Raw genomic sequence first — 18897 nt, 5'->3', positions numbered from 1 at the left:
GCCACGAGCGGTACCGAAGCCCTTTGCGTGGCATTCTCGTGTGCGGGAGGTGGGCGCATGATCGGCCGGATGCATCACGTCGTGCTCGACTGTCCTGATCCCGGCGCGCTGGCCGGGTTCTACGCGGAACTGCTCGGGCTGGCGGTGACCTATCGCAGTGACGATTGGGTCGTGATCGCGGCCGACGACCGGTCGTCGGGCGTGGCCTTCCAACTGGCGCCGGACCATCAGCCGCCTCGGTGGGGCGACCCGTCTGCGCCTCAGCAGTACCACCTGGACGTCATGGTCGACGACGTCGCCGTGGCCGACGTCCAGGTGCGCGAGCTGGGGGCGACCCGGCTGCCGGCGCACGACGACCGGGCCCACATCTACGCGGACCCGGCCGGCCATCCGTTCTGCTTGATCAACCGTCCCTCGTGGGCCCCACCCGTCTCGAGTCAGGCGGAGTAGCCGAGTGCGGATCGGAATGCGTCGCGGTAGTTGCTCGGGCTGAGGCGGCCGCTACGGCGACAAGGCAGAATCGCTGCATGAATCGGCGGCGCACCGCACTCGTGGTCAGCTTTGTGGGCTTGACTCTGCTGCCGGCCTTTTTGTTCGCGCGGCCATAACTGCGCGCCTAATAGGTGCTTTCTTCGGATACAACCAGTCTGCCCATCTGTGGGGGAAGGCCCTGGCGACGCCTCCGGTCGCGCAGACCAGCAGCGAACTCGGCTGAGATGCGCCTCGTTGCCACGGCTACATCACCCGCGGCAGCCGTCGGCCCGGGCCAAACCTCCATCTGAGCGGAGGCACCAGCGGTGAAATGTCGAGGTGGGTGGGGTGGTGACGACGTTCTTTGCGTGGGCGTGCAGGAGGTGTGCCCGGGTTGGAGAGTGTCGTGGACGTCTTGGTAGTCGAGCGGGCTCGTTGGGCCGTGACCGCGGTGTTCTTGGTCAACGGGTGTGCGATCTCGAGTTACATTTCCCGGATCCCGTCGCTGAAGCTGGGGCATCAGCTGACCGATGGGCAATTGGGGGTTGTGCTCACGCTTTTCGGTGCGGCGGCCCTGGTTTCCATGCAGTTTGTCGGCGGGCTGGTCAGCCGCTTCGGCAGCAGGCGGATCATCCGGCTAGCGCTGGTGGTTCTGCCGATGACGCTGGTGGGTGTCGGGCAAGCGCGTGATGGTGTCCAGCTAGGGATTGCCGTCGTGCTGATGGGCGTCGTACACGGCTCAGTGGATGTCGCGATGAACGCGCACGCGGTCGCCGTCGAGCGGCTTCGGGGGCGTCCGCTGATGAGTGGTTGTCATGCCGCGTGGAGTACGAGTGCGGTGCTCGCGTCGCTCACGGCGGCCGTCGTGACGCGGGCAAGCGTCTCGCCGGGGGAACACTTCCTGTACTCCGCCGTGGTGCTGCTCGTCGCCGGGCTGATCGTCACGCGGTGGCTCCTGCCGTCGTCCGCCGACCAGACGGCTGGGTCAGGCGGCGACGAGGCACGTGCGAGTACCAGGACCGGGTGGACGAGGGCGGTGGTGGTGCTTGGTGGGATGGGGTTTGTGGTGATGATTGGTGAGGCGGCGGTGATTAGCTGGAGTGGTGTGTTCATGCACGACGTGCGTGGGGCCGGGTTGGCGTTGGCGGCGTTGGGGTTCACCGCGTTTACGGCCTGCCAGACGGTGGGCCGGGTGGTTGGCGACCGATTGACTGAGAGGTACGGGGCGTCGTCGCTGTTTCGCGTTTGCGGACTGGTCTCGGTGGTTGGGCTGAGCATCGTGCTGGTGGTGCCGGTATGGCCGGCAACCCTTGCCGGGTTGGCGATTCTCGGCCTTGGCGGGTCGGTACTGATGCCGTTGATCTTCAGCGCCGTCGGTCGCGAAGGCGGTGCGGCCGCGGCGGCAGCGGTGTCCCGGCTGACAACGTTCACGTACGCCGGGATCCTGATCGGACCGGCCATCGTCGGCTGGTCCGCCCAGCTGATCGGCCTGACGTGGACGTTCGCCGTACTGCTGCCCTTGCTCCTCGGCGTCGCCGCCAACGGCCGCCTACTCAGCCCGAAGCCGGAAGCGCCGGGAGCGCCGGGAGCGCCGGAAGCGCTTACCGCCCTGAGCACAGGCGATCCCAGGCCGCCCAGCTAAAAGGCATTTCGAAGGCTCCCTTCGCATGGCCTCGCCGAGATAGTTGCTTTTGAACCCTTTTTCGGCAGGGTCTTGTGCTGATTGGTGCGGCGGAGTCAAATGCTCCTAAGTCTCGGGGACAAGGGGAGGGACTCCACGCATGACTCAGTCGATGACGCCTGCGCATCGCAAGGTGGCTCGGTTCACGGCGGTCTCCGCCGCATTGTTGGGGCTGGCGACAGCCTCCATGACCGCATTACCGGGTGCAGCCGCCCCACCGGGCGGCACCGGCCACGCGGCCGCGGCGGCCGCGGCGGCGAACGAGCCGCATCCGAAGTCGGACAAGGACCTCGGTCCCGCCGACCGGTCGAGAATCGCCGCGGCCCAGGCCGCCGGTAAGAAGACGGTGACGCTCCTGGTAGCCGCGGAGCGCGGCAAACTGTCGACCGCCGCGGCCCAATTACGCGCCCTCGGTGGCGTAGTACTGAAGTCCGACGGCGATGTCGACTACCTCAAGGTGGAGATCCCGATCGGGAAGGCCGACCAGGCCGCCAGGCTGAGCTCGATCGCCGCGGTGGACGTCGACGGGCTGATCGTCAGAGACGACCCCAAGCCGGACGGCTCCCAGCTGCCGATCCCGCAGACACCGCCCGACGCGAGCACGCCGCGAATCAACCCGTACCTGCCGACAGGCGACACGCAGGCCGCACAGTTCGCCCTGGCCAACCCGACGTGGGACGGCCGCGGCACCAAGGTCGCGATCCTCGACTCCGGTATCGACCTCAACCACCCCGCGTTGCAGACCACGACGACGGGTCAGCACAAGATCATCGACTGGTACAACGCGAACTCGCCGACCTCGGGTGACGCCACCTGGATCACCACGTCCGGCCGATTCAACGGCACCTTCACCGCGAGTAGCCGGACCTGGACCGCACCGGCGACCGGTGGACCGTACGCGTTCGGCGTGCTCCGCGAGGCTGCGGGCGAGCTTGCCGCGGGTGAACTCGGCGGCGACATCGACCGCGACGGCGTACCCGCCGAATCGATCGGCGTACTGCAGGACCGAACCACCAAGGTCGTGTACGTCGACCGCGACCAGGATGCCGACTTCACCGACGAGACCCCGATGATCGACTTCAAGGTCAACCGGGACTTCAGCTTCCTCGGTACGGACAACCCGGCCACCAGCGTCATCGAGTCCGTCCCGTTCGTCGTGGTGACAGACCGGTCCGTATACAACCCGGCCTCGGACGCCGGATCGGTGGTCAACCTGGGTATCGCGGGTGCGCAGCACGGCACCCACGTCGCCGGCATCACGGCCGCCAACGGCCTGTTCGGCGGGGCGATGAGCGGAGCGGCTCCAGGCGCACAGCTGCTCGCGGTCAAGGTCTGCCTGACCACCAGCTCCTGCACGAGCAGCGGTCTGATCGACGGTGTTCTGTACGCCGCGCACAACGGCGCCGACGTCGTGAACATCTCGATCGGCGGTCTGCCCGCGCTCAACGACGGCAACAACGCCCGGGCGGAGCTCTACAACCGGACGATCGACGAGTTCAACATGCAGATCTTCATCTCGGCCGGCAACAGCGGCGCCGGGGCGAACTCGGTCGGTGACCCGTCGGTCGCGACCAACTCGATCAGCGTCGGCTCGTACATCACGCGGGAGACCTGGCTGTCGAACTACGGATCGGACCCGCTGAACGACAAGGGTCTGCACCCGTTCTCGTCGCGCGGTCCGCGAGAGGATGGCGGCTTCAAGCCGGATATCGTCGCGCCCGGTGCGGCGGTCTCCACCACGCCGCGCTGGCAGTTCGGCGGCCCGGTGGCCGGCACGTACGGCCTGCCGCCCGGCTACTCGATGCTGAACGGCACCTCGATGGCGGCTCCGCAGGCCGCGGGCGCTGCCGCTTTGCTGGTCAGCGCGTACAAGGCCAACTTCGGCGGTAACCGGCCGACCGCGGCCGCGCTGCGCAGCGCGATCCGGACCAGCGCGACGTACCAGTCGCAGCTTGGTGCCTACGAGCAGGGCGCCGGCCTGTTCGCGGTCAACCCGGCCTGGGACCAGCTCCGTGCTGGGCAGCGGCCGAACGCGATCACCGCGACCGTGCCGGTGAGCACGGCGCTCAGCAACCTGCTGGCCACGCCGAACGTCGGCGTTGGCATTCACGATCGCGAAGGCGTCACCCTCGGGGTGAAGTACAACCGGACGTACACCCTGACCCGGACGACCGGTCCGGCCAAGCCGGTGGCGTACCAGGTGAAGTGGCTCGGCAACGACGGCTCGTTCAGTTCGCGGACCAAGGTCACCCTGCCGTTGAACGAGGCGGTCGACTTCGCCGTACAGGTCAACCCGTCCAGTCCAGGCGCACACTCCGCGATCCTGCAGCTCGACGACTCGGCCACGCCCGGCGTCGACCTGATGACCATGAACGCGGTGTTCGTTCCCAGCGAGCTGACGGCGGCCAACGCGTACACCTTCCAGACCAGTGGTCAGGTGGGAAGGAACGCCACCCGGCACTACTTCGTGCGGGTGCCGGTCGGCGCGAGCGCGCTCAAGGTGGACATGACCGGTGGCGGCGCCGCCGCGGGAGCCGGCCAGATCCGCTTCCTGCGGTACAGCCCGCATGGTCTGCCGATCGACAACACCTCCAGCCTGAACTGCTACAACCCCGACTCGGGTGGAGGCTGCGCCGGTGGCACGCCGACGAGCCGTACCGTGGTGAACCCGTTGCCAGGGGTCTGGGAGCTCGTGATGGAGGCGCGTCGTACCTCCGACACCGCATCGGCGCCGTTCGGGCTGACCGCGACCGTGCTGGGCACAGTGATCTCGCCCAACCCGGACCTGGTGCCTTCGGCAACGATCGGGGTGCCGCAGACGCGCAACTACACGGTCTCCAACCAGCTCGCCGCCTTCACCGGACGGCTAGTGGGTGGCGGTGCGTTGGCGAGTACGCAGACCCAGCGGCCGACGATCGCACACCTGGCGCAGCAGACGTTCGACGTGACGCTGCCGGCCGGCGTTTCGTCGTACACGATCCGTACCGGGAACGCGTCTGACCAGCGGGCGGACATCGACCTGTTCGTCTTCCGCTGTAACCCAACCTGTGTGCAGGTTGGGTTCAGCGCCGGCGCGACAGCCGTCGAACAGGTGACGCTCACCAACCCGGTGGCGTCGCTGTACCGGATCCTCATCGACGGATTCGCTGTACCTGAGGGCACTACGGCGTACGACCTGGTGGACAGCTACGTAGCGCCGGCACTCGGCTCGCTGACCTCTAGCGACAGCAACGCTCTACGTCCGTCAGGCTCGTCGTGGTCGCCAACCGCGACGCTGACCGTCAACGCCCAACCAGGTGTCGGTCGCAAGATCACCGGCACACTGACCGTCCAGACCGACGCGGGCGCCGTTGTCGGCTCCGGCTCACTGGTGGTCGACACAGTTAACTAGAGATCGATCTAGGCCTACAGGCGGTGGAGATCACTCCACCGCCTGTAGGTGTTGGTGATGGGTCAGAGGTCCGCGACGTCGATCAGGACCTTCCCGGTCGCGCCGGACTCGACCGCTTGGTGGGCTTCGACGGTCTGGTCGAGCTTGAAGTGATGCAGCGGCAGACCAGCTTCCGCACCGACCGGGAGTACGCCGGCCGCGATCGCCTCGTTGATGTCCTCGGCGGCGGCGGTCAGGAACTCCCAGCCGACGGAGTAGAGCAGCACGAACTGGTATCGCGAGTTCAGCCCCATGTTGGCGCGGATGTCGATCGCGAACGGCTGGTCGCCGTCGTTCGCGTAGATCGCGATGGTGCCGCGCGGCCGCAGTACGGCCAGGTCGAGCTCGTTGTTGGCGCCTGCCGCCACCTCGACCACCAGGTCGACGCCATCGGGCGCGATCCCGCGGATCTGGGCTGCCGCATCCTCGTCGCGATAGTTCACGACGTGATGCGCGCCAGCGGCTTCGGCGTAGTCCGTCTTCTTGGGGCTGGTCGTCGCGATGACGGTCGCCCCGGCCCAACGAGCGAGCTGCACGGCCGCATGCCCGACCGCGCCGGCGCCACCGGCCACCAGGACCACCTTGCCCTTGAGCGCTCCGGGCGACAGACGCGTCGGTCCGCCCTCGGCGACCGTCAGCGCGCGGTGTGCCGTGATCGCCGGGATGCCGATACTCGCGCCGAGCGCGAACGAGGCGTTGTCGGCCAGCGGGAACACCCGCTCGACCGGGACGACCGTGTACTCCTGCGCCGTCCCGCTCAACGGCCGCTGGAACGCCGCGAGCGTCACCCAGACCCGATCGCCGACCGCGACGCCGTCAACACCCGGCCCGATGGCGTCGACGAGACCCGCGCCATCCTGGTTCGGGACCGACTCGACCACGTTACCGCCGTACAGGCCGGTGCGAGCCTTCCAGTCGGTCGGGTTGACGCCGGAAACGGCCACCCGAATCCGTACCTCACCCTCGCCGGGCTCGGGAACTTCTCGATCGGTCAGTCGGAGTACGGAATCTGCCGGGCCTAGCTGGTCATGAACGATTGACTTCATATCGGGTACAACCGATGCGTCTGTCGTCCTATTTCCCATCCACGAGATTGGCCCGCGCAACCGCTTCGCAACCCTGCGACAACCTGGTGATGGTTTGGTTGTCTCCAGGGGGAATGGCACGACCAGCGGGGTGTGGTGGTGATGACGGCAGGGGGGAGTACAGCAGCCGTCATCGCCTCCACCACTTCCTGGCCGTTCGTCAGCCGGCACGCCGCGGTTGACCAATTAGAGACCGCACTAGCCAACCCGTCGTACCGGGGCTTGGTAATCGCGGGTGAAGCGGGTGTGGGCAAGTCCCGCCTGGCCGCCGAGTGTGCCACTCGAGCCGAGGGCCTCGGCTTTACTGTCGCCGTGGTCAAGGCGATCCCGCTAGCCGGGCTAGGGCCGCTCTTACCGGGCGGGAGGCAGCTACTCCTGATCGACGACGCACACCTCCTCGACGACGCATCGGCCGCTGTAGTGCATCAGATCGTCGTACGTCGGCAGGCGGTCGTCATTCTTACGATGCGCTCCGGGCCCGGCGTACCGATGCCTGCGTCCGTGCTCTCGCTCTGGAAGGACAGGTTGCTCGACCGGCTGGACCTCGAACCGTTCGGCTCTGAGTGCGTCAACGAGCTACTGGACGCCGTACTCGCAGGTCCGATCGACGGAGCCTGTCGGCGGGACCTTTGGGAGACGAGCCGCGGCAACCTGCTCTACCTACGCGAACTTGTCCAAGCTGCACTCGACACCGGCGACCTACACCGCGACGACGGCTTGTGGCGGCTCAAGCGCCTGCCGATCTCACAACGCCTGTGCGAACTAGTCGAGTCAGAACTCGTAGACCTCGACAGAGCCGAACACCGCGCGCTAGACCTCCTAGCCGTCGGTGAACCGATCGAGGCCCGCCTAATCGACCGAGACGTCCTCCACAGCCTTGAACACCGCGGACTGACCACAGCCGTCGGTACGGACCTGATCCGCCTCAAGCAGCCAGTGCACGGTCACGTCCGCCGCCGGCGCATGACTCTCGCCACCCGACTTGCCCTCGCCGAGGTTGAGGTTGCCCCCGAGGTTCCCGAGCAGGACAAGTCAGTACTGCACGGCCTGGCCCAAGCCATGGCTCACCTCCAGGCCGGGGCCGTTGCGGAGGCCGAGCCGATCGTTGCCGCTGGCTACCAATCGGCACTGGACCAGCGCTACCCATCCCACCAGGCCTGGTGGGCACTACTCCGTGGCAATCTCGCTGTCCTGACCGGACAACTCACCACGGCCACCACCCTGTACGCCGAAGGCGCCGCGGTGGCGAAGGACCTCGGTATGGCTGGGCTCCGCCGGTGGTGCCTGACCGGCCGGGCGATAGCCGCCGCCCAGCAAGGTGAGGCGTCCGCCGCGCTCGACGGAGAACCTGGCGCGTTCCACGAGGCCGAGTTGCTGCGAGCGCAGGCCTGGCAAGCCGTTGCCGTCGGCAACCTTGAACTCGCGCGCCATCAACTCCACCTGGCAGTCAAGAATGCGGAAGCGGCCAAGGCGTACGCGCAGGAAGCCGCGGCCTGGCATGACCTGGTCCGGATCAGCGCTACCGCCACGGACGAGGCCGCCGCCGCCCTGGCCCAGCTGAGCGATCACGTCGATGGCGAGCTGATGGTGGCCCGCGTACTGCAGGCTCGGGGGATGGCCATCGGCGACCTGGGACTGCTGGTCAACGCGGCCGACCGATTCGCCGCGATGAACCTGCCGCTGTTCGCCGCCGAGGCGTACGCGATGGCCGCCGGCAAGGCCCGTCTGCAGGAGCATCGTCGGCGAGCGGAAGGTCTGGCCGCGCGGGCCCAAGACCTCGCCGCCCGTTGCCAACAGGCGCGTACTCCCGCGCTGGAACTGGCCGGTCCCGCGGCGACCCTCACCACGCGCGAGCGTGACGTCACCGCACTCGCGGCCCGCGGCCTGTCCAGCAAGCAGATCGCCGAACACTTCACCCTGTCCGTCCGTACGGTCGACAGCCACCTGCTCCGCGCTTACGCCAAACTCGGCGTCCGTGGCCGCAACGAACTGGCCACAGCCCTGGCATGGTGATGCCCCTGCTCCCATCTCAGGGAGCAGGGCATCTGGTCTTTACGTCAGGGGCAGCTGACCTTCGACTCCACCGAGGAGCAGAAGTCGGAACCCAGGCCGCCGTTGCCGTAGTCGGAACCCAGACCGCCGTACAGGCTGTCGTTACCGCCGAGAGCGTAGATCCGGTCGTTCCCGGCCGCTCCCTGGATCACGTTGTTGCCGTTGTTGCCGACCAGGTAGTCGCTCGACTGCCCGCCGAGAATGCCCTCCACGCCCGCGTCGGCGTAGTCGCCCTCACCGGTCTGACCCTCATTGGCCGTGCCGTCGTGCAACGTGACCCGCACCGCCACCGTACGAGTGGTGTAGTCGATGTAGTCGTACGCGCCGGTGCCGCCGTAGACCCGGTCCTTGCCCAGGTCAGGCGTCAGGCGGTCGTTGCCACCCTGGCCGAAGATGGAGTCGTTGCCGCCGAGGCCCGCGAGCCAGTTCGACCCGTTGCTGCCGACGAGCAGGTCGTTGCTCGCGCCACCGTTGGCGTTCTCGATGTCGGGCCAGACGAGGTCCTTCTCACCGATGTTCGGCTGGCCGTCGTCGGCGACGGTGTTGTCGAGCCGGACGCGCACCGGCGCCGACCTGTCGTCGTACCGGACCCAGTCGATGCCCGTACCGCCGTACAGCCGGTCGTTGCCCAGCCGACCCATCACCGAGTCGTTCCCGGCTTCACCGGAAAGGATCTCGGCACCGAAGCCACCGATCAGCAGGTCATGACCCGTGCCACCGAAGGCGTACCCCGGCAGTTTGGTCGTGTTGACGAGTCGGTCGTTGCCGGCCAGGAAGCTGAACGAGTACCGCGAGACGCTGCCGGCCGGGCAGCGCACCCGGTGCGCCGAGACCGCGGCACACGGCCACTGGGCCGAGACGTTGCCGAGGCTGTCCGTCAACTCGTACGAGCTGCCGACGAGCGCCAGCGTGACGTTGTTCTGGACGTTCGACACGTCCTGGAAGCGCAGCGTGCCGGCCTCGATCCAGACCGCCGACGGCGCTACCGCCTGGGCCTGACTCGCCATCAGCAGCTGGCCACCGGTCAGAGCCAATACCGCTACCCCCGCAGCGGCCATCCGTACAGTGCGTGTTTTCACTTCTCCCCCTCGATCTGTGTGCGGCGCGTCTTCTGGGCGACCGCGCCGAGATCAAGCTCACCACTGGGCGCTATGGGACGTCCTCAGTAGTACCTACTGAAGTTTCGGCGAGCTGGTCAGGCGGGTGGGGCGACCAGGTCGGGGGAGTGGCCGGAGCGTTCGAGCGCGGCCGCGATGAATCCGCTGGACTTCAGGTCCTCGACCGCCTCGGCGAGGAAACGCAGTGTCTCTGGCCGTCTTCCGCGTCGGATTGCCACCGCCTGGCGGATCTCCATGAAGCGCTCATCGATCAGGCGGAGGTCCTCGTTGGCCGCCACGTACTCGCTCAACGGCTGCCGGATGCCTGCGGCCACCTCCAGGCCCTCGGCCCGGAAGATCTCGACGCCTTCGTCTCCACGAACCACTTCGGCATGTTCGAGGGTCCGGCTCAAATACAGGTCGTACGCCGATCCGCGCTTTACCCCGACTCGTACGCCGGCGCGGTCCACGTCCTCGCGGCCCTGGATCCGGGATGCTCGCGGTACGGCGTACACGCCCTCGATCATGACGTACGGCGCAGTGAACGCCACCTCGTTCTCGCGCGCGGGCTCCAGCGCCAAGAACCCGACATCCACACGGCCGTCAACCAAGGCGGCCAACGACTCCCGAGCCGCGCCGAAACACACCAGCTCGACGCTTGCGCCCAGCCGGGTTGCGATCTCACGCCCGATGTCGACCGACACGCCACTTGGCGCCTCGGCAGTGCCCTGCGCCAGCACCGGATTGCCCAGATTGATCCCGACCCGCAGAACCCCGTCGCTCACCAAGTCGCTCATCCCCGAACGCTAACCCGTGGGCCGGCTCCGTTGCTCCCGGGTGGTCGATACGGTCGACGGCGACCGAACAACTGGCTGAAGGGTGATCGTGCAAATCGGGTTGAGGAGTCTGGTCCAACCGGAACTTGCGGCTCACGTCGCGGAGAGCCGGGCGTTCTATGCCGCGCGCGGCGAGCGGCGAGGACCGGCGTCGCTCGAGGAGCTGCAGGTGCTGCGCGCCAAGCAGGTCCTTGCACCGCTGCCGGGAACGGTCATCATCGAGCAGGATGTCTTTTCCTTGCGGATAGTTGTGCCGAGGAACAAGAAGGTGCGGGGCGTGTACCTCGATATACCCGGTGGCGGCTTCTACCTGAGCTCGGCGGCAGGCGGGGACGCGCGCAACTTGGAGCTCGCCGAGTCGCTCGGGATCGCCGTGGTGAGTGTCGACTACCGACTCGCGCCCGAGAACCCGTGGCCGGCCGCGCCAGACGACTGCGAGGCCGCAGCGCGCTGGCTCATCGACGAGGCCGAGACGCGATTCGGCACCACCAAGCTGGCGATCGGCGGCAGCTCGGCCGGAGCCACGCTTGCCATGACGACGCTGCTCCGGCTTCGGGGAAGCGGCGACGCGGATTCTTTCGCCGGTGCCGTACTGCAGTTCGGAACGTATGACCTGAGTGGCCTGACCGCCGCGGGCCGACTGATCGCCGACGAATACTTCCTGCAGGCGTACGTCGGTCACGTGGCCGATCGCACGCTTCCCGACATCTCACCCATCTTCGCCGACCTGCGCGACCTGCCGCCCACACTCCTGATCGTCGGCGCCTCGGACATCCTGCTTGAGGACAACCTGGCCATGGCCGCCCGCCTCTCGGCAGCAGGAGCCGACGTAGACCTCCGCATCTACCCAGCCTCCCCCCACGCCTTCACCGCCCACCCAACCCCCATGGCCAAAGCCGCCCTCAACGACCGGAACTCCTGGCTAACCAACCGCTTCGCACCATGAATGGCCCACGGTGACCGCCTGCCGGTCGAGTCGGACAGGAACGGACTTAGTAGTCGCGGGCGAGTCGCCGGTGCGCGGTCAGCCAGGCCAGCGTCCGCTCCACTGCCCATCTGCGGGGTAGCACTGCGAAGCCCTTCTGGTCTGGGGGTTTGCGGACGATACTGATCGTGGTGGCCAGCACGTCGTGGGCCCAGTCGACGAGGCGTCCGGCGAAGCCGGCGTCGGCGAAGACGAATCGGCAGGCGGGTGCGGTCAGGTACGCGCCGAGCAGGGCGGTCTTGGCGCCGTTGCGGTCTTGGACGCTGGCGGCGCACACGGTGACGGTGAGCAGCAGGCCGAGGGTGTCGGTGACGATGAACCGTTTCCGCCCGTTGATCTTCTTGCCCAGTACACCGTCTGCCACGGCGGGAAATCCGCCGGCAACGCCCGCCACGCACACCCGGTCCGCACCACGTACAAGATCGCATCCACCACCGCCCGCCGCGGATGCTTCTCCGGCCGCCCACCCTCCCCAGGCGGCGGCAATAGCGGCTCAACCAACGCCCACTCATCATCGGACAGGTCCGAGGGATAACACGCCTCCGCATCACCCCGGCATCCTGACCGAACCACCCCACAAGATCACGCAGACACACCAAACAAGATCAACCTCTCAAAACACGCACTCAGGCAGGTGGGCGCGGGCCGTGAAATACCGGTTGGACCGCCTCAGGAAGACCAGCGGGATGAATGCGGCCATCGCGAGCAGATCCAGGGCGCTTCGCGCGTAGTCCAGTACGAAGTACGAACTCGGGAACTCGAAGAATGGGGGTATGTCCGCGGTCGTGAAGCCCTGGGTGTCGCCCCGGATCAGCGCGACGAGGCTGGACAGGGCCCACAGGGAGGCGAACACGGTCAGCGTGATCCGCGCCCAGTGTCGGCCGCTGCGCATCTTGAGGCCGAGCAGGATCCAGAGGCCGCTCAGGAGCAGGTCTCGGACTGTGAAGAAGATGAACAAGCCGAGCAGGGGCCCGTTCACCTTGTCACGGAGTTCGACCATCGACGCCTGAGCGTCCCCGCCCGTCGTGCCGAACACGTCGTCCACAGCCCTCTTCACGACCACGAAGGCGGCCACGTTGAGCACGGTCGCCAGCGGCGGCACCACGACCGCGATCCAGAACGCGATCTCGACCGCGGCCGGTCGCCTGCCGGTGAAACCGTACGAGCGCGGCGGCGAAGTCATGCGACAGAACTATAGGGGTCCGCCTCCGCTCGCCGGCACGACCGCCGTACGAAAATCGTTAAGAGACGGCCTTGATCAGTGGAGCGGACGCTGGCCTGGCTGACCGCGCACCGGCGACTCGCCCGCGACTACGAACGCCACCCCGCCACATCCGAAGCCATGATCCGCTGGGCCGCCATCGGCCTCATGACCCGCCGCCTAGCCCGCGGCGGACGCCCCACCGTCCGTCAACACCGACGCCACCTCGAATACACCTGACAAGACCCTTCTCAAACACGCACTTAGACGTGCAGGGTGGGGCGGTAGGTGAGTTCTTGGATGTGGCCGTCGAGGGTTTGGCTTTCGATTAGTTCGAGGTCGAAGTCGGCCGCGCCCTGGAAGATTGGGGCCACTCCGGTCTGACCGGTGATGACAGGGAAGATCGTTAGTTGGATGCGATCGACGAGGCCGGCGGCCATCAGGGCCCGGTTCAGCGACAGGCTGCCGTGTGAGCGCAATGGCACGTCGGACTCCGTCTTGAGCCGGGTGACGATGTCGACGGCGTCGCCGCTGACGAGGGTCGCGTCCGGCCAGTCGAGGGGGCCTTCGAGTGTGCTCGACACCACCGTTGCCGGCAGGTTCCTCATCCGGGTGACCCATGGGTCATGCAGCTCGGACTCGTCGGGGTTCGAGGCCAACATTCCCGCGTGCGCCCGATAGGTGTTGGCTCCGAAGACCATCCGCTGCTCCTCGTCGTACAAGGCGAGGCGGCGGCCGAGAAACTCGGGGCCTTGCTTGCCCCAGTAACCACCCAAGTTGCCGCCCCAGTTGCCGCTGTGGGAGCCATAGCCGTCGAGACTGGAAAAGACGTCGAAGGTATAGGTCGCGGTCACGATGCCCTCCTTGAGTACGGTGGCCGCCCTCGTGGGCGCCCCTCACTCCTGCTACGAACACCTCGCCCCCGATCCGACACCGCCGTCGGGACTTCCGTCGAGGCCTTTCGGAGCGCAGGTCGCACCATGAATAGCCCCACGCGCGCCCGAGGATGAGATAGCTGCTGACCAGCATTGGACCGGAGAGCCAGAAATCCGCTTGTCCGCTCTTGACGGTTCGGCTTCTTCCCCCGAGAGTCGAAGCGCTTCGATAAACCGCCGAAGGGGAACCGCCATGACCTATCGCCATCGAGTCGGGGGCGCCCTCGTGGCGCTGCTACTCGTGCCCGTGTTTCTAGTGGGGCAGCCCGCGCGGGCCGAGCCTCTTCCGGAGTTCCGGAATCCCGACCTGCCGCTGAAAGTCCGGTTGAACGACCTGACCAGCCGCCTGACGCTGGACGAGAAGATCTCGCTGCTGCACCAGTACCAGCCCGCGATACCGAGACTGGGCATCGCTTCCTTCAAGACCGGTACGGAGGCGCTGCACGGGGTTGCCTGGCTGGGCGAGGCGACTGTCTTCCCTCAGGCAGTCGGGCTCGGTAGTACCTGGGACCCGAGCCTGATCAAGCGAGTCGGTTCAGCCGTCGGAGATGAGGCGAGAGCCTTCAACAAGCTCGACCCGGCGAAGAACGGGCTGAACCTGTGGGCGCCGGTGGTGAACCAGTTGCGTGACCCCAGGTGGGGTCGTAACGAGGAGGGCTACGCCGAGGACCCGTTGCTGACGAGTGCGATCGCGACGGCGTACGGCCGCGGCCTGCAGGGCGACGACCAGCGCTATCTCAAGACAGCTCCGACCTTGAAGCACTTCGCTGCCTACAACGTCGAGGCGGACCGTGCCCGCGTATCGGCGAGCGTCCGGCCCCGGGTGCTGCACGAGTACGAATACAAGGCGTTCCAGCCGGCCCTTACGGCGGGAGCCGCTACCGGCGTGATGGCGTCGTACAACCTGCTCAACGGCAGGCCGACCCACGTGTCACCCGAGCTCGGGGAGACGGTGCGCTCCTGGTCGGCCGACGACCTGATGATCGTCGGCGACGCCGCGGGCGCGGGCAACGTCAGTGGTTCACAGCAGTACTACCCGACGGCTGCCGAGGGCGCGGCTGCGGCGATCAAGGCAGGCCTCGACAGCTTCACCGAGAACGACAGGAACGGCGGTCCGACCGTCGCCGCGGTCAAAGAGGCGCTGGCCAAGGGTCTGCTCACCGAGGCGGATATCGACAAGGCGGTCGGGCACCTGCTCTCGATCCGTTTCCGGCTGGGCGAGTTCGACCCGGCTGGGCGGAACCCGTACGAGAAGATCGGGCCGGACAGCATCAACAGTCCGGCTCACCAGCAGCTCGCCCGGGAAGCCGCACGCAAGCAGCTCGTGCTGCTCAAGAACGAGGACCGGGCCCTGCCGCTCGATTCGGCCAGGACCAAGGACGTCGCGGTCATCGGTCCGTTGGCCGACACCATCTACGAGGACTGGTACTCGGGCACGATGCCGTACCGGATCACCCCACGGGCCGGTATCGCCGAGCGACTCGGCGCTGGTAGCACCGTCACCGCGACCGAAGGCGTGGATCGGATCGCGCTCCGTTCCGTTGCCACTGGCAAGTATGTGACCGCGCCGGCCGGCGCTACCGGTGGTGCGCTGATCGCCGACGCGGCGACGGCGGGAGCGGCTCAGTCGCTGGACGTCTTCGACTGGGGCGGCGGCACCCTCGCACTGCGCTCGGTTGCCAATGGCAAGTACGTCTCGCGGAGCGGGGAGTCGTTGGTCAACGATCAGGACAAGCCCAATGGCTGGTTCGTGCAGCAACAGTTCGGCCTGGAAAAGCTTGCTAACGGCAACTACGCGCTGCGATACCGCGGCAATGAGGTCAAGGAGCCCTGGAACGGCCCCAACCAGTACGTCGTACTGCGGGCTGACGGGACGCTGGCAATCGGCGCGGCCACTCAGGACATGGCGGCTCAGTTCGCGCGTGAAGTCCTCGTCAGTGGTACGGCCGCGGCGGTGGCGGCCGCGAAGAAGGCGGACACGGCGGTCGTGGTGGTCGGCAGTACTCCGTTCATCAACGGACGCGAGGACGACGATCGTACGGACACTGCCCTCGCCGCCGGCCAGCAGGCGATCGTGAAGGCCGTCACTGCCGCCAATCCCAGGACCGTTGTGGTGCTGGAGAGCAGCTATCCGTTGACGGGCGACTGGGCGCAGGCGAACGCGGTCCTGTGGACGTCGCACGCGGGCCAGGAGACCGGCCGGGCTCTTGCAGACGTGCTGTTCGGGGACTACTCGCCGTCGGGCCGGCTCCCGCAGACGTGGTATCGCACGGATAAGGAACTGCCGGATCCACTCGACTTCGACGTGATCAAGGCCGGCTGGACCTATCAGTACCACCGGGCGAGTCCGCTCTACCCGTTCGGCCATGGCCTGACCTATGGCGCCTTTCGATACTCCGGACTGCGGGTCGGCTCACCCGTTGTCGCGGCGAACGGACGGCTCAAGGTTAGCGTCGACGTGACCAACACCAGCCGGACCGCGAGCGAGGAGGTCGTCCAGCTCTACACCGCTCAGCGCACCTCGCGGGTGGCCCAGCCGGTCAAGACGCTCCGTGGGTTCCAGCGGCTGGCCTTCGCGCCCGGTCAACGTCGTACGGTCTCCTTCGAAGTGAAGGCGAGTGAGCTGGCGTTCTGGGACGTGACCCGGAACAAGTGGGTGGTCGAGTCGGCTGTCCAGGACGTCCAGGTGGGCAGTTCTTCGGCCGACATCAGGGCCCGTACGACGGTGGCGGTCCGTGGTGAGGTGATCCCGCCCCGGGACCTGAGCAGGCGTACGGCGGCCACGGATTTCGACGACTACTCGGGTATCGAGCTCGTTGATGCCGCCAAGGTGCGCGGCGATGCAGTCGGCAAGACGACGGCGGGCGACTGGATCTCTTTCCAGGACGTCCAACTGGGCCATGGCGCCACCCGACTGGAAGCCGCCGTTTCGCGAGTTTCGGAAGGAACCGCCAAGGTGGAGATCCGCCTTGGCAGCCCGACCGGGTCTCTCGCAGGCACGCTCACCATCCCTGCCACCGGCAACCGCTACACCTGGGCCGCGACGACGACCCAGCTCAACCCACAGCTGGCCCGCGGCGTCCGCGACGTCTACCTGGTCTTCACCGGCGACGGGACGAACATCCGCGACCTGACCATCAGATAGGTCACTCCCGGGTCGGGCGAGCCTGCCGCCCGACCCGGGCACGACCGTGCTCCCCAGCGAAGTTCCAGAACCGGGCGAGGTCCCGCCGCAACCGCCGCCGACCGCGTGTCCGGTGCCCGGGGGTCGCCCGGGGGATCGGCTAAGCCTCGGTCGTGCTCGGCAGGTCGGCGGCGACGACGGGACCGGCGCCGAGGAACTCGGACGCAGCCGACATGAGAGGTGTCAGTAGTCGGTCGACTTCAGGCCTGAGGTGGGCGAAGGCCGCCTTGCCGTCTTCCTCGCTGTTCCAGAGGTTGACCATCATGCGGCGTCCGCCTCCGAGATCCACGGTGATGTTGCCCTCGTAGCCGGGCTGTGAGGCGTGGATTCGGTCGAATTCCTCAAGCTGGGCCGTCGAGGCGCCCAGCTTGGCCGCGTCGAATGTGTTGATCCGGAGTACGGCGTACATGGTGTCCTCCTGTCTGGACCTTGGTGGTCCAAGTACCTGCAGATTCGGTCAGGCCGCGAGCGCGAGGATGTCCTCGTCAGGGGCTGGTGCTGGGTGCAGCGCCTCGTTGAGCACCCTCGCCAGCTCGGCGACCAGGTCAGGGTCTGCCGACGAATCGCCCAGACGCTGAGGTGCTCTGGAGACGCTGACTCCTTGCGGAGCGACGTCGGCACGGATGTGGCCGAGCACGGTGCGCAGGTGTGAGGCGGCCCGGATGCCGCCGTACCTGCTCGGCGAAGCAGAGAGCACCACGACGCGCTTTCCCCGCAGCACGGAGTTGTCGGGTGTCCGTGACAGCCAGTCCACCGCGTTGCCCAACAGGCCAGGCACGGTGCCGTTGTATTCCGGCGTCACGATCACCAAAGCGTCGGCGTCGGCAACTGTCTGCCGCAACTCCACGACGGGAGCCGGGAGACCGGCTGCCTCAACGTCGCCGTTGTAGTACGGCACACGGTCCAAGTCGTTCACCACAGTCACGGTGTCCTGGGTGAGCGTGGCGGCGGCAAGTCGCGCCAGCCGGGTGTTCAGAGACTCCCGCCGGCTGGACCCGGAGATGACCAGGACTCTCATCGCTCGACTCCTTTGGGGTGGCTTATATGCATGAGCATACATCAAAGTTAATGCATGCGCAAGCATGTATGATGGCGGGATGGTGGCGACGAACGATCGCAGTGGTGGAGACGGGCGCGAGACGGCGTTCCGGATCAACCGCCACGCGATCCGATCCCTCTCACCGACGTACGCCGATGCGTTCCTGGGCCTGGTGCGTGCGGGGGAGCACCTGGAGCGAGAGCTCGACTCGGAACTGCGCCGCGCCCACGGTATCGGACTGCGAGGGTTCGAGGTCTTGCTGCATCTCGGTGCGTTCTCGCCGGACGGCCGGCTGCCGATGACACAGTTGACCGTGCAGGCGCCGCTCAGCCAAAGCCGTATGTCGCGCCTCGTCGCGGAGCTGGAGAGGGATGGGTTGGTCAGCCGCGAGACGGACGAGCGGGACACCCGTTCGGTGATCGTGACGATCACCGAGAAGGGCTTCGGCTTGCTGCGGGCGGCTCAGGACACCCACTACGACGGCCTGGAGCGCCATCTGTTCTCCCGGCTCACCAGGGACGACATCACGCAACTGGCCAAGGTGACCAGGAAGCTGCTCAGCCGTGTGGATGACGAAGGCGCCGGCAGCCGAGACGTCTGACAAACACGCCGTTTGGCTAGGGAGCGGGTGTGTGATCCTTGCGCTTCCCTGGGCAGAGGTTGTCGACACCGGCCGAGCCGTGCGTAATACGTCTCAGGTAGATGCGCGCCCGGCAGGATTCGAACCTGCGACCAACGGATTAGAAGTCTGACGGGACTGGCCTACACGCGACTACTTGAGCCCAGAAGAGCCTCTGGAGTTCGCTCGAAACCCACTCTGGCAGCGCCAGTTGACCAGAGTTGGTTCCCAACGGTGTTCCCAAGTGGCGGCCCGAATCAATGCTGGCCGCGCCTGGCGCGC

Annotated in this window: 14 protein-coding genes and 2 pseudogenes; 8 read left to right on the top strand and 8 right to left on the bottom strand. The window is 67.1% G+C overall.

Going from position 1 to position 18897, the window contains the following annotated elements; translation table 11 throughout:
* The first annotated feature begins 57 nt into the window (after positions 1–57).
* The 3 genes from OG394_RS15235 (at position 58) to OG394_RS15225 (ending at position 5543) form a co-directional block, all read left to right on the top strand.
* Positions 58–450 (top strand): VOC family protein, encoded by a 393-nt coding sequence (locus OG394_RS15235; protein WP_328996003.1) that lies wholly within the window; start codon positions 58–60, stop codon positions 448–450.
* A gap of 427 nt (positions 451–877) precedes the next feature.
* Entirely contained in the window at positions 878–2113 is a 1236-nt protein-coding gene (locus OG394_RS15230; RefSeq protein ID WP_328996002.1) for an MFS transporter, read from the top strand.
* 139 nt (positions 2114–2252) lie between these two features.
* The gene (locus OG394_RS15225) at positions 2253–5543 is read left to right on the top strand and encodes a S8 family serine peptidase (protein WP_328996001.1); all 3291 of its coding nucleotides are present in this window, start codon (positions 2253–2255) and stop codon (positions 5541–5543) included.
* A 62-nt stretch (positions 5544–5605) separates the two neighbouring features.
* On the opposite strand, the gene OG394_RS15220 is transcribed toward OG394_RS15225, so the two are convergent.
* Positions 5606–6628, bottom strand: coding sequence for an NADPH:quinone reductase (locus OG394_RS15220; protein ID WP_328996000.1), 1023 nt, complete (start codon positions 6626–6628; stop codon positions 5606–5608).
* A gap of 141 nt (positions 6629–6769) precedes the next feature.
* Between OG394_RS15220 and OG394_RS15215 the strand changes: the two genes are divergently transcribed.
* Complete coding sequence (locus tag OG394_RS15215) at positions 6770–8680, top strand: helix-turn-helix transcriptional regulator (protein WP_328995999.1); 1911 nt, start codon at positions 6770–6772, stop codon at positions 8678–8680.
* Positions 8681–8724: 44 nt separating this feature from the next.
* Here OG394_RS15215 and OG394_RS15210 read toward each other — a convergent pair whose 3' ends face one another.
* On the bottom strand, positions 8725–9798 hold the full coding sequence (locus OG394_RS15210; RefSeq protein WP_328995998.1) for a calcium-binding protein: 1074 nt from the start codon (positions 9796–9798) through the stop codon (positions 8725–8727).
* Positions 9799–9914: 116 nt separating this feature from the next.
* Positions 9915–10613 carry a transporter substrate-binding domain-containing protein gene (locus OG394_RS15205; RefSeq protein ID WP_328995997.1) on the bottom strand — a complete coding sequence of 233 codons (699 nt, stop codon included), beginning with the start codon at positions 10611–10613 and terminating at the stop codon, positions 9915–9917.
* Between the two features lie 88 nt (positions 10614–10701).
* Between OG394_RS15205 and OG394_RS15200 the strand changes: the two genes are divergently transcribed.
* On the top strand, positions 10702–11598 hold the full coding sequence (locus OG394_RS15200; protein WP_328995996.1) for an alpha/beta hydrolase: 897 nt from the start codon (positions 10702–10704) through the stop codon (positions 11596–11598).
* Positions 11599–11653: 55 nt separating this feature from the next.
* Here the strand turns inward: OG394_RS15200 and OG394_RS15195 are convergent.
* Positions 11654–12210: pseudogene (locus OG394_RS15195) on the bottom strand (transposase); the annotation flags it as partial.
* A gap of 40 nt (positions 12211–12250) precedes the next feature.
* The gene (locus tag OG394_RS15190; protein WP_328995995.1) at positions 12251–12820 is read right to left on the bottom strand and encodes a hypothetical protein; all 570 of its coding nucleotides are present in this window, start codon (positions 12818–12820) and stop codon (positions 12251–12253) included.
* A 78-nt stretch (positions 12821–12898) separates the two neighbouring features.
* Here OG394_RS15190 and OG394_RS15185 point away from each other — a divergent pair.
* Positions 12899–13078: pseudogene (locus OG394_RS15185) on the top strand (hypothetical protein); the annotation flags it as partial.
* Positions 13079–13101: 23 nt separating this feature from the next.
* Here OG394_RS15185 and OG394_RS15180 read toward each other — a convergent pair.
* Positions 13102–13692, bottom strand: a complete 591-nt coding sequence (locus OG394_RS15180) for a dihydrofolate reductase family protein (protein ID WP_328995994.1) — start codon at positions 13690–13692, stop codon at positions 13102–13104.
* Positions 13693–13966: 274 nt separating this feature from the next.
* Between OG394_RS15180 and OG394_RS15175 the strand changes: the two genes are divergently transcribed.
* Positions 13967–16918, top strand: coding sequence for a glycoside hydrolase family 3 protein (locus tag OG394_RS15175; RefSeq protein WP_328995993.1), 2952 nt, complete (start codon positions 13967–13969; stop codon positions 16916–16918).
* A 139-nt stretch (positions 16919–17057) separates the two neighbouring features.
* On the opposite strand, the gene OG394_RS15170 is transcribed toward OG394_RS15175, so the two are convergent.
* Both OG394_RS15170 and OG394_RS15165 read right to left on the bottom strand, forming a co-directional pair.
* The gene (locus OG394_RS15170; protein WP_328995992.1) at positions 17058–17366 is read right to left on the bottom strand and encodes a hypothetical protein; all 309 of its coding nucleotides are present in this window, start codon (positions 17364–17366) and stop codon (positions 17058–17060) included.
* A 48-nt stretch (positions 17367–17414) separates the two neighbouring features.
* Complete coding sequence (locus OG394_RS15165; protein WP_328995991.1) at positions 17415–17975, bottom strand: NADPH-dependent FMN reductase; 561 nt, start codon at positions 17973–17975, stop codon at positions 17415–17417.
* Positions 17976–18054: 79 nt separating this feature from the next.
* On the opposite strand from OG394_RS15165, the gene OG394_RS15160 reads away from it, so the two are divergent.
* Positions 18055–18597 (top strand): MarR family winged helix-turn-helix transcriptional regulator, encoded by a 543-nt coding sequence (locus OG394_RS15160; protein WP_328995990.1) that lies wholly within the window; start codon positions 18055–18057, stop codon positions 18595–18597.
* Positions 18598–18897: the final 300 nt, after the last annotated feature.

The sequence above is a fragment of the Kribbella sp. NBC_01245 genome, assembly GCF_036226525.1.
Taxonomy (GTDB): Bacteria; Actinomycetota; Actinomycetes; order Propionibacteriales; family Kribbellaceae; genus Kribbella.
The sequence above is the reverse complement of the archived record's forward strand: the minus strand, read 5'-3'. Positions and strand labels throughout refer to the sequence as shown.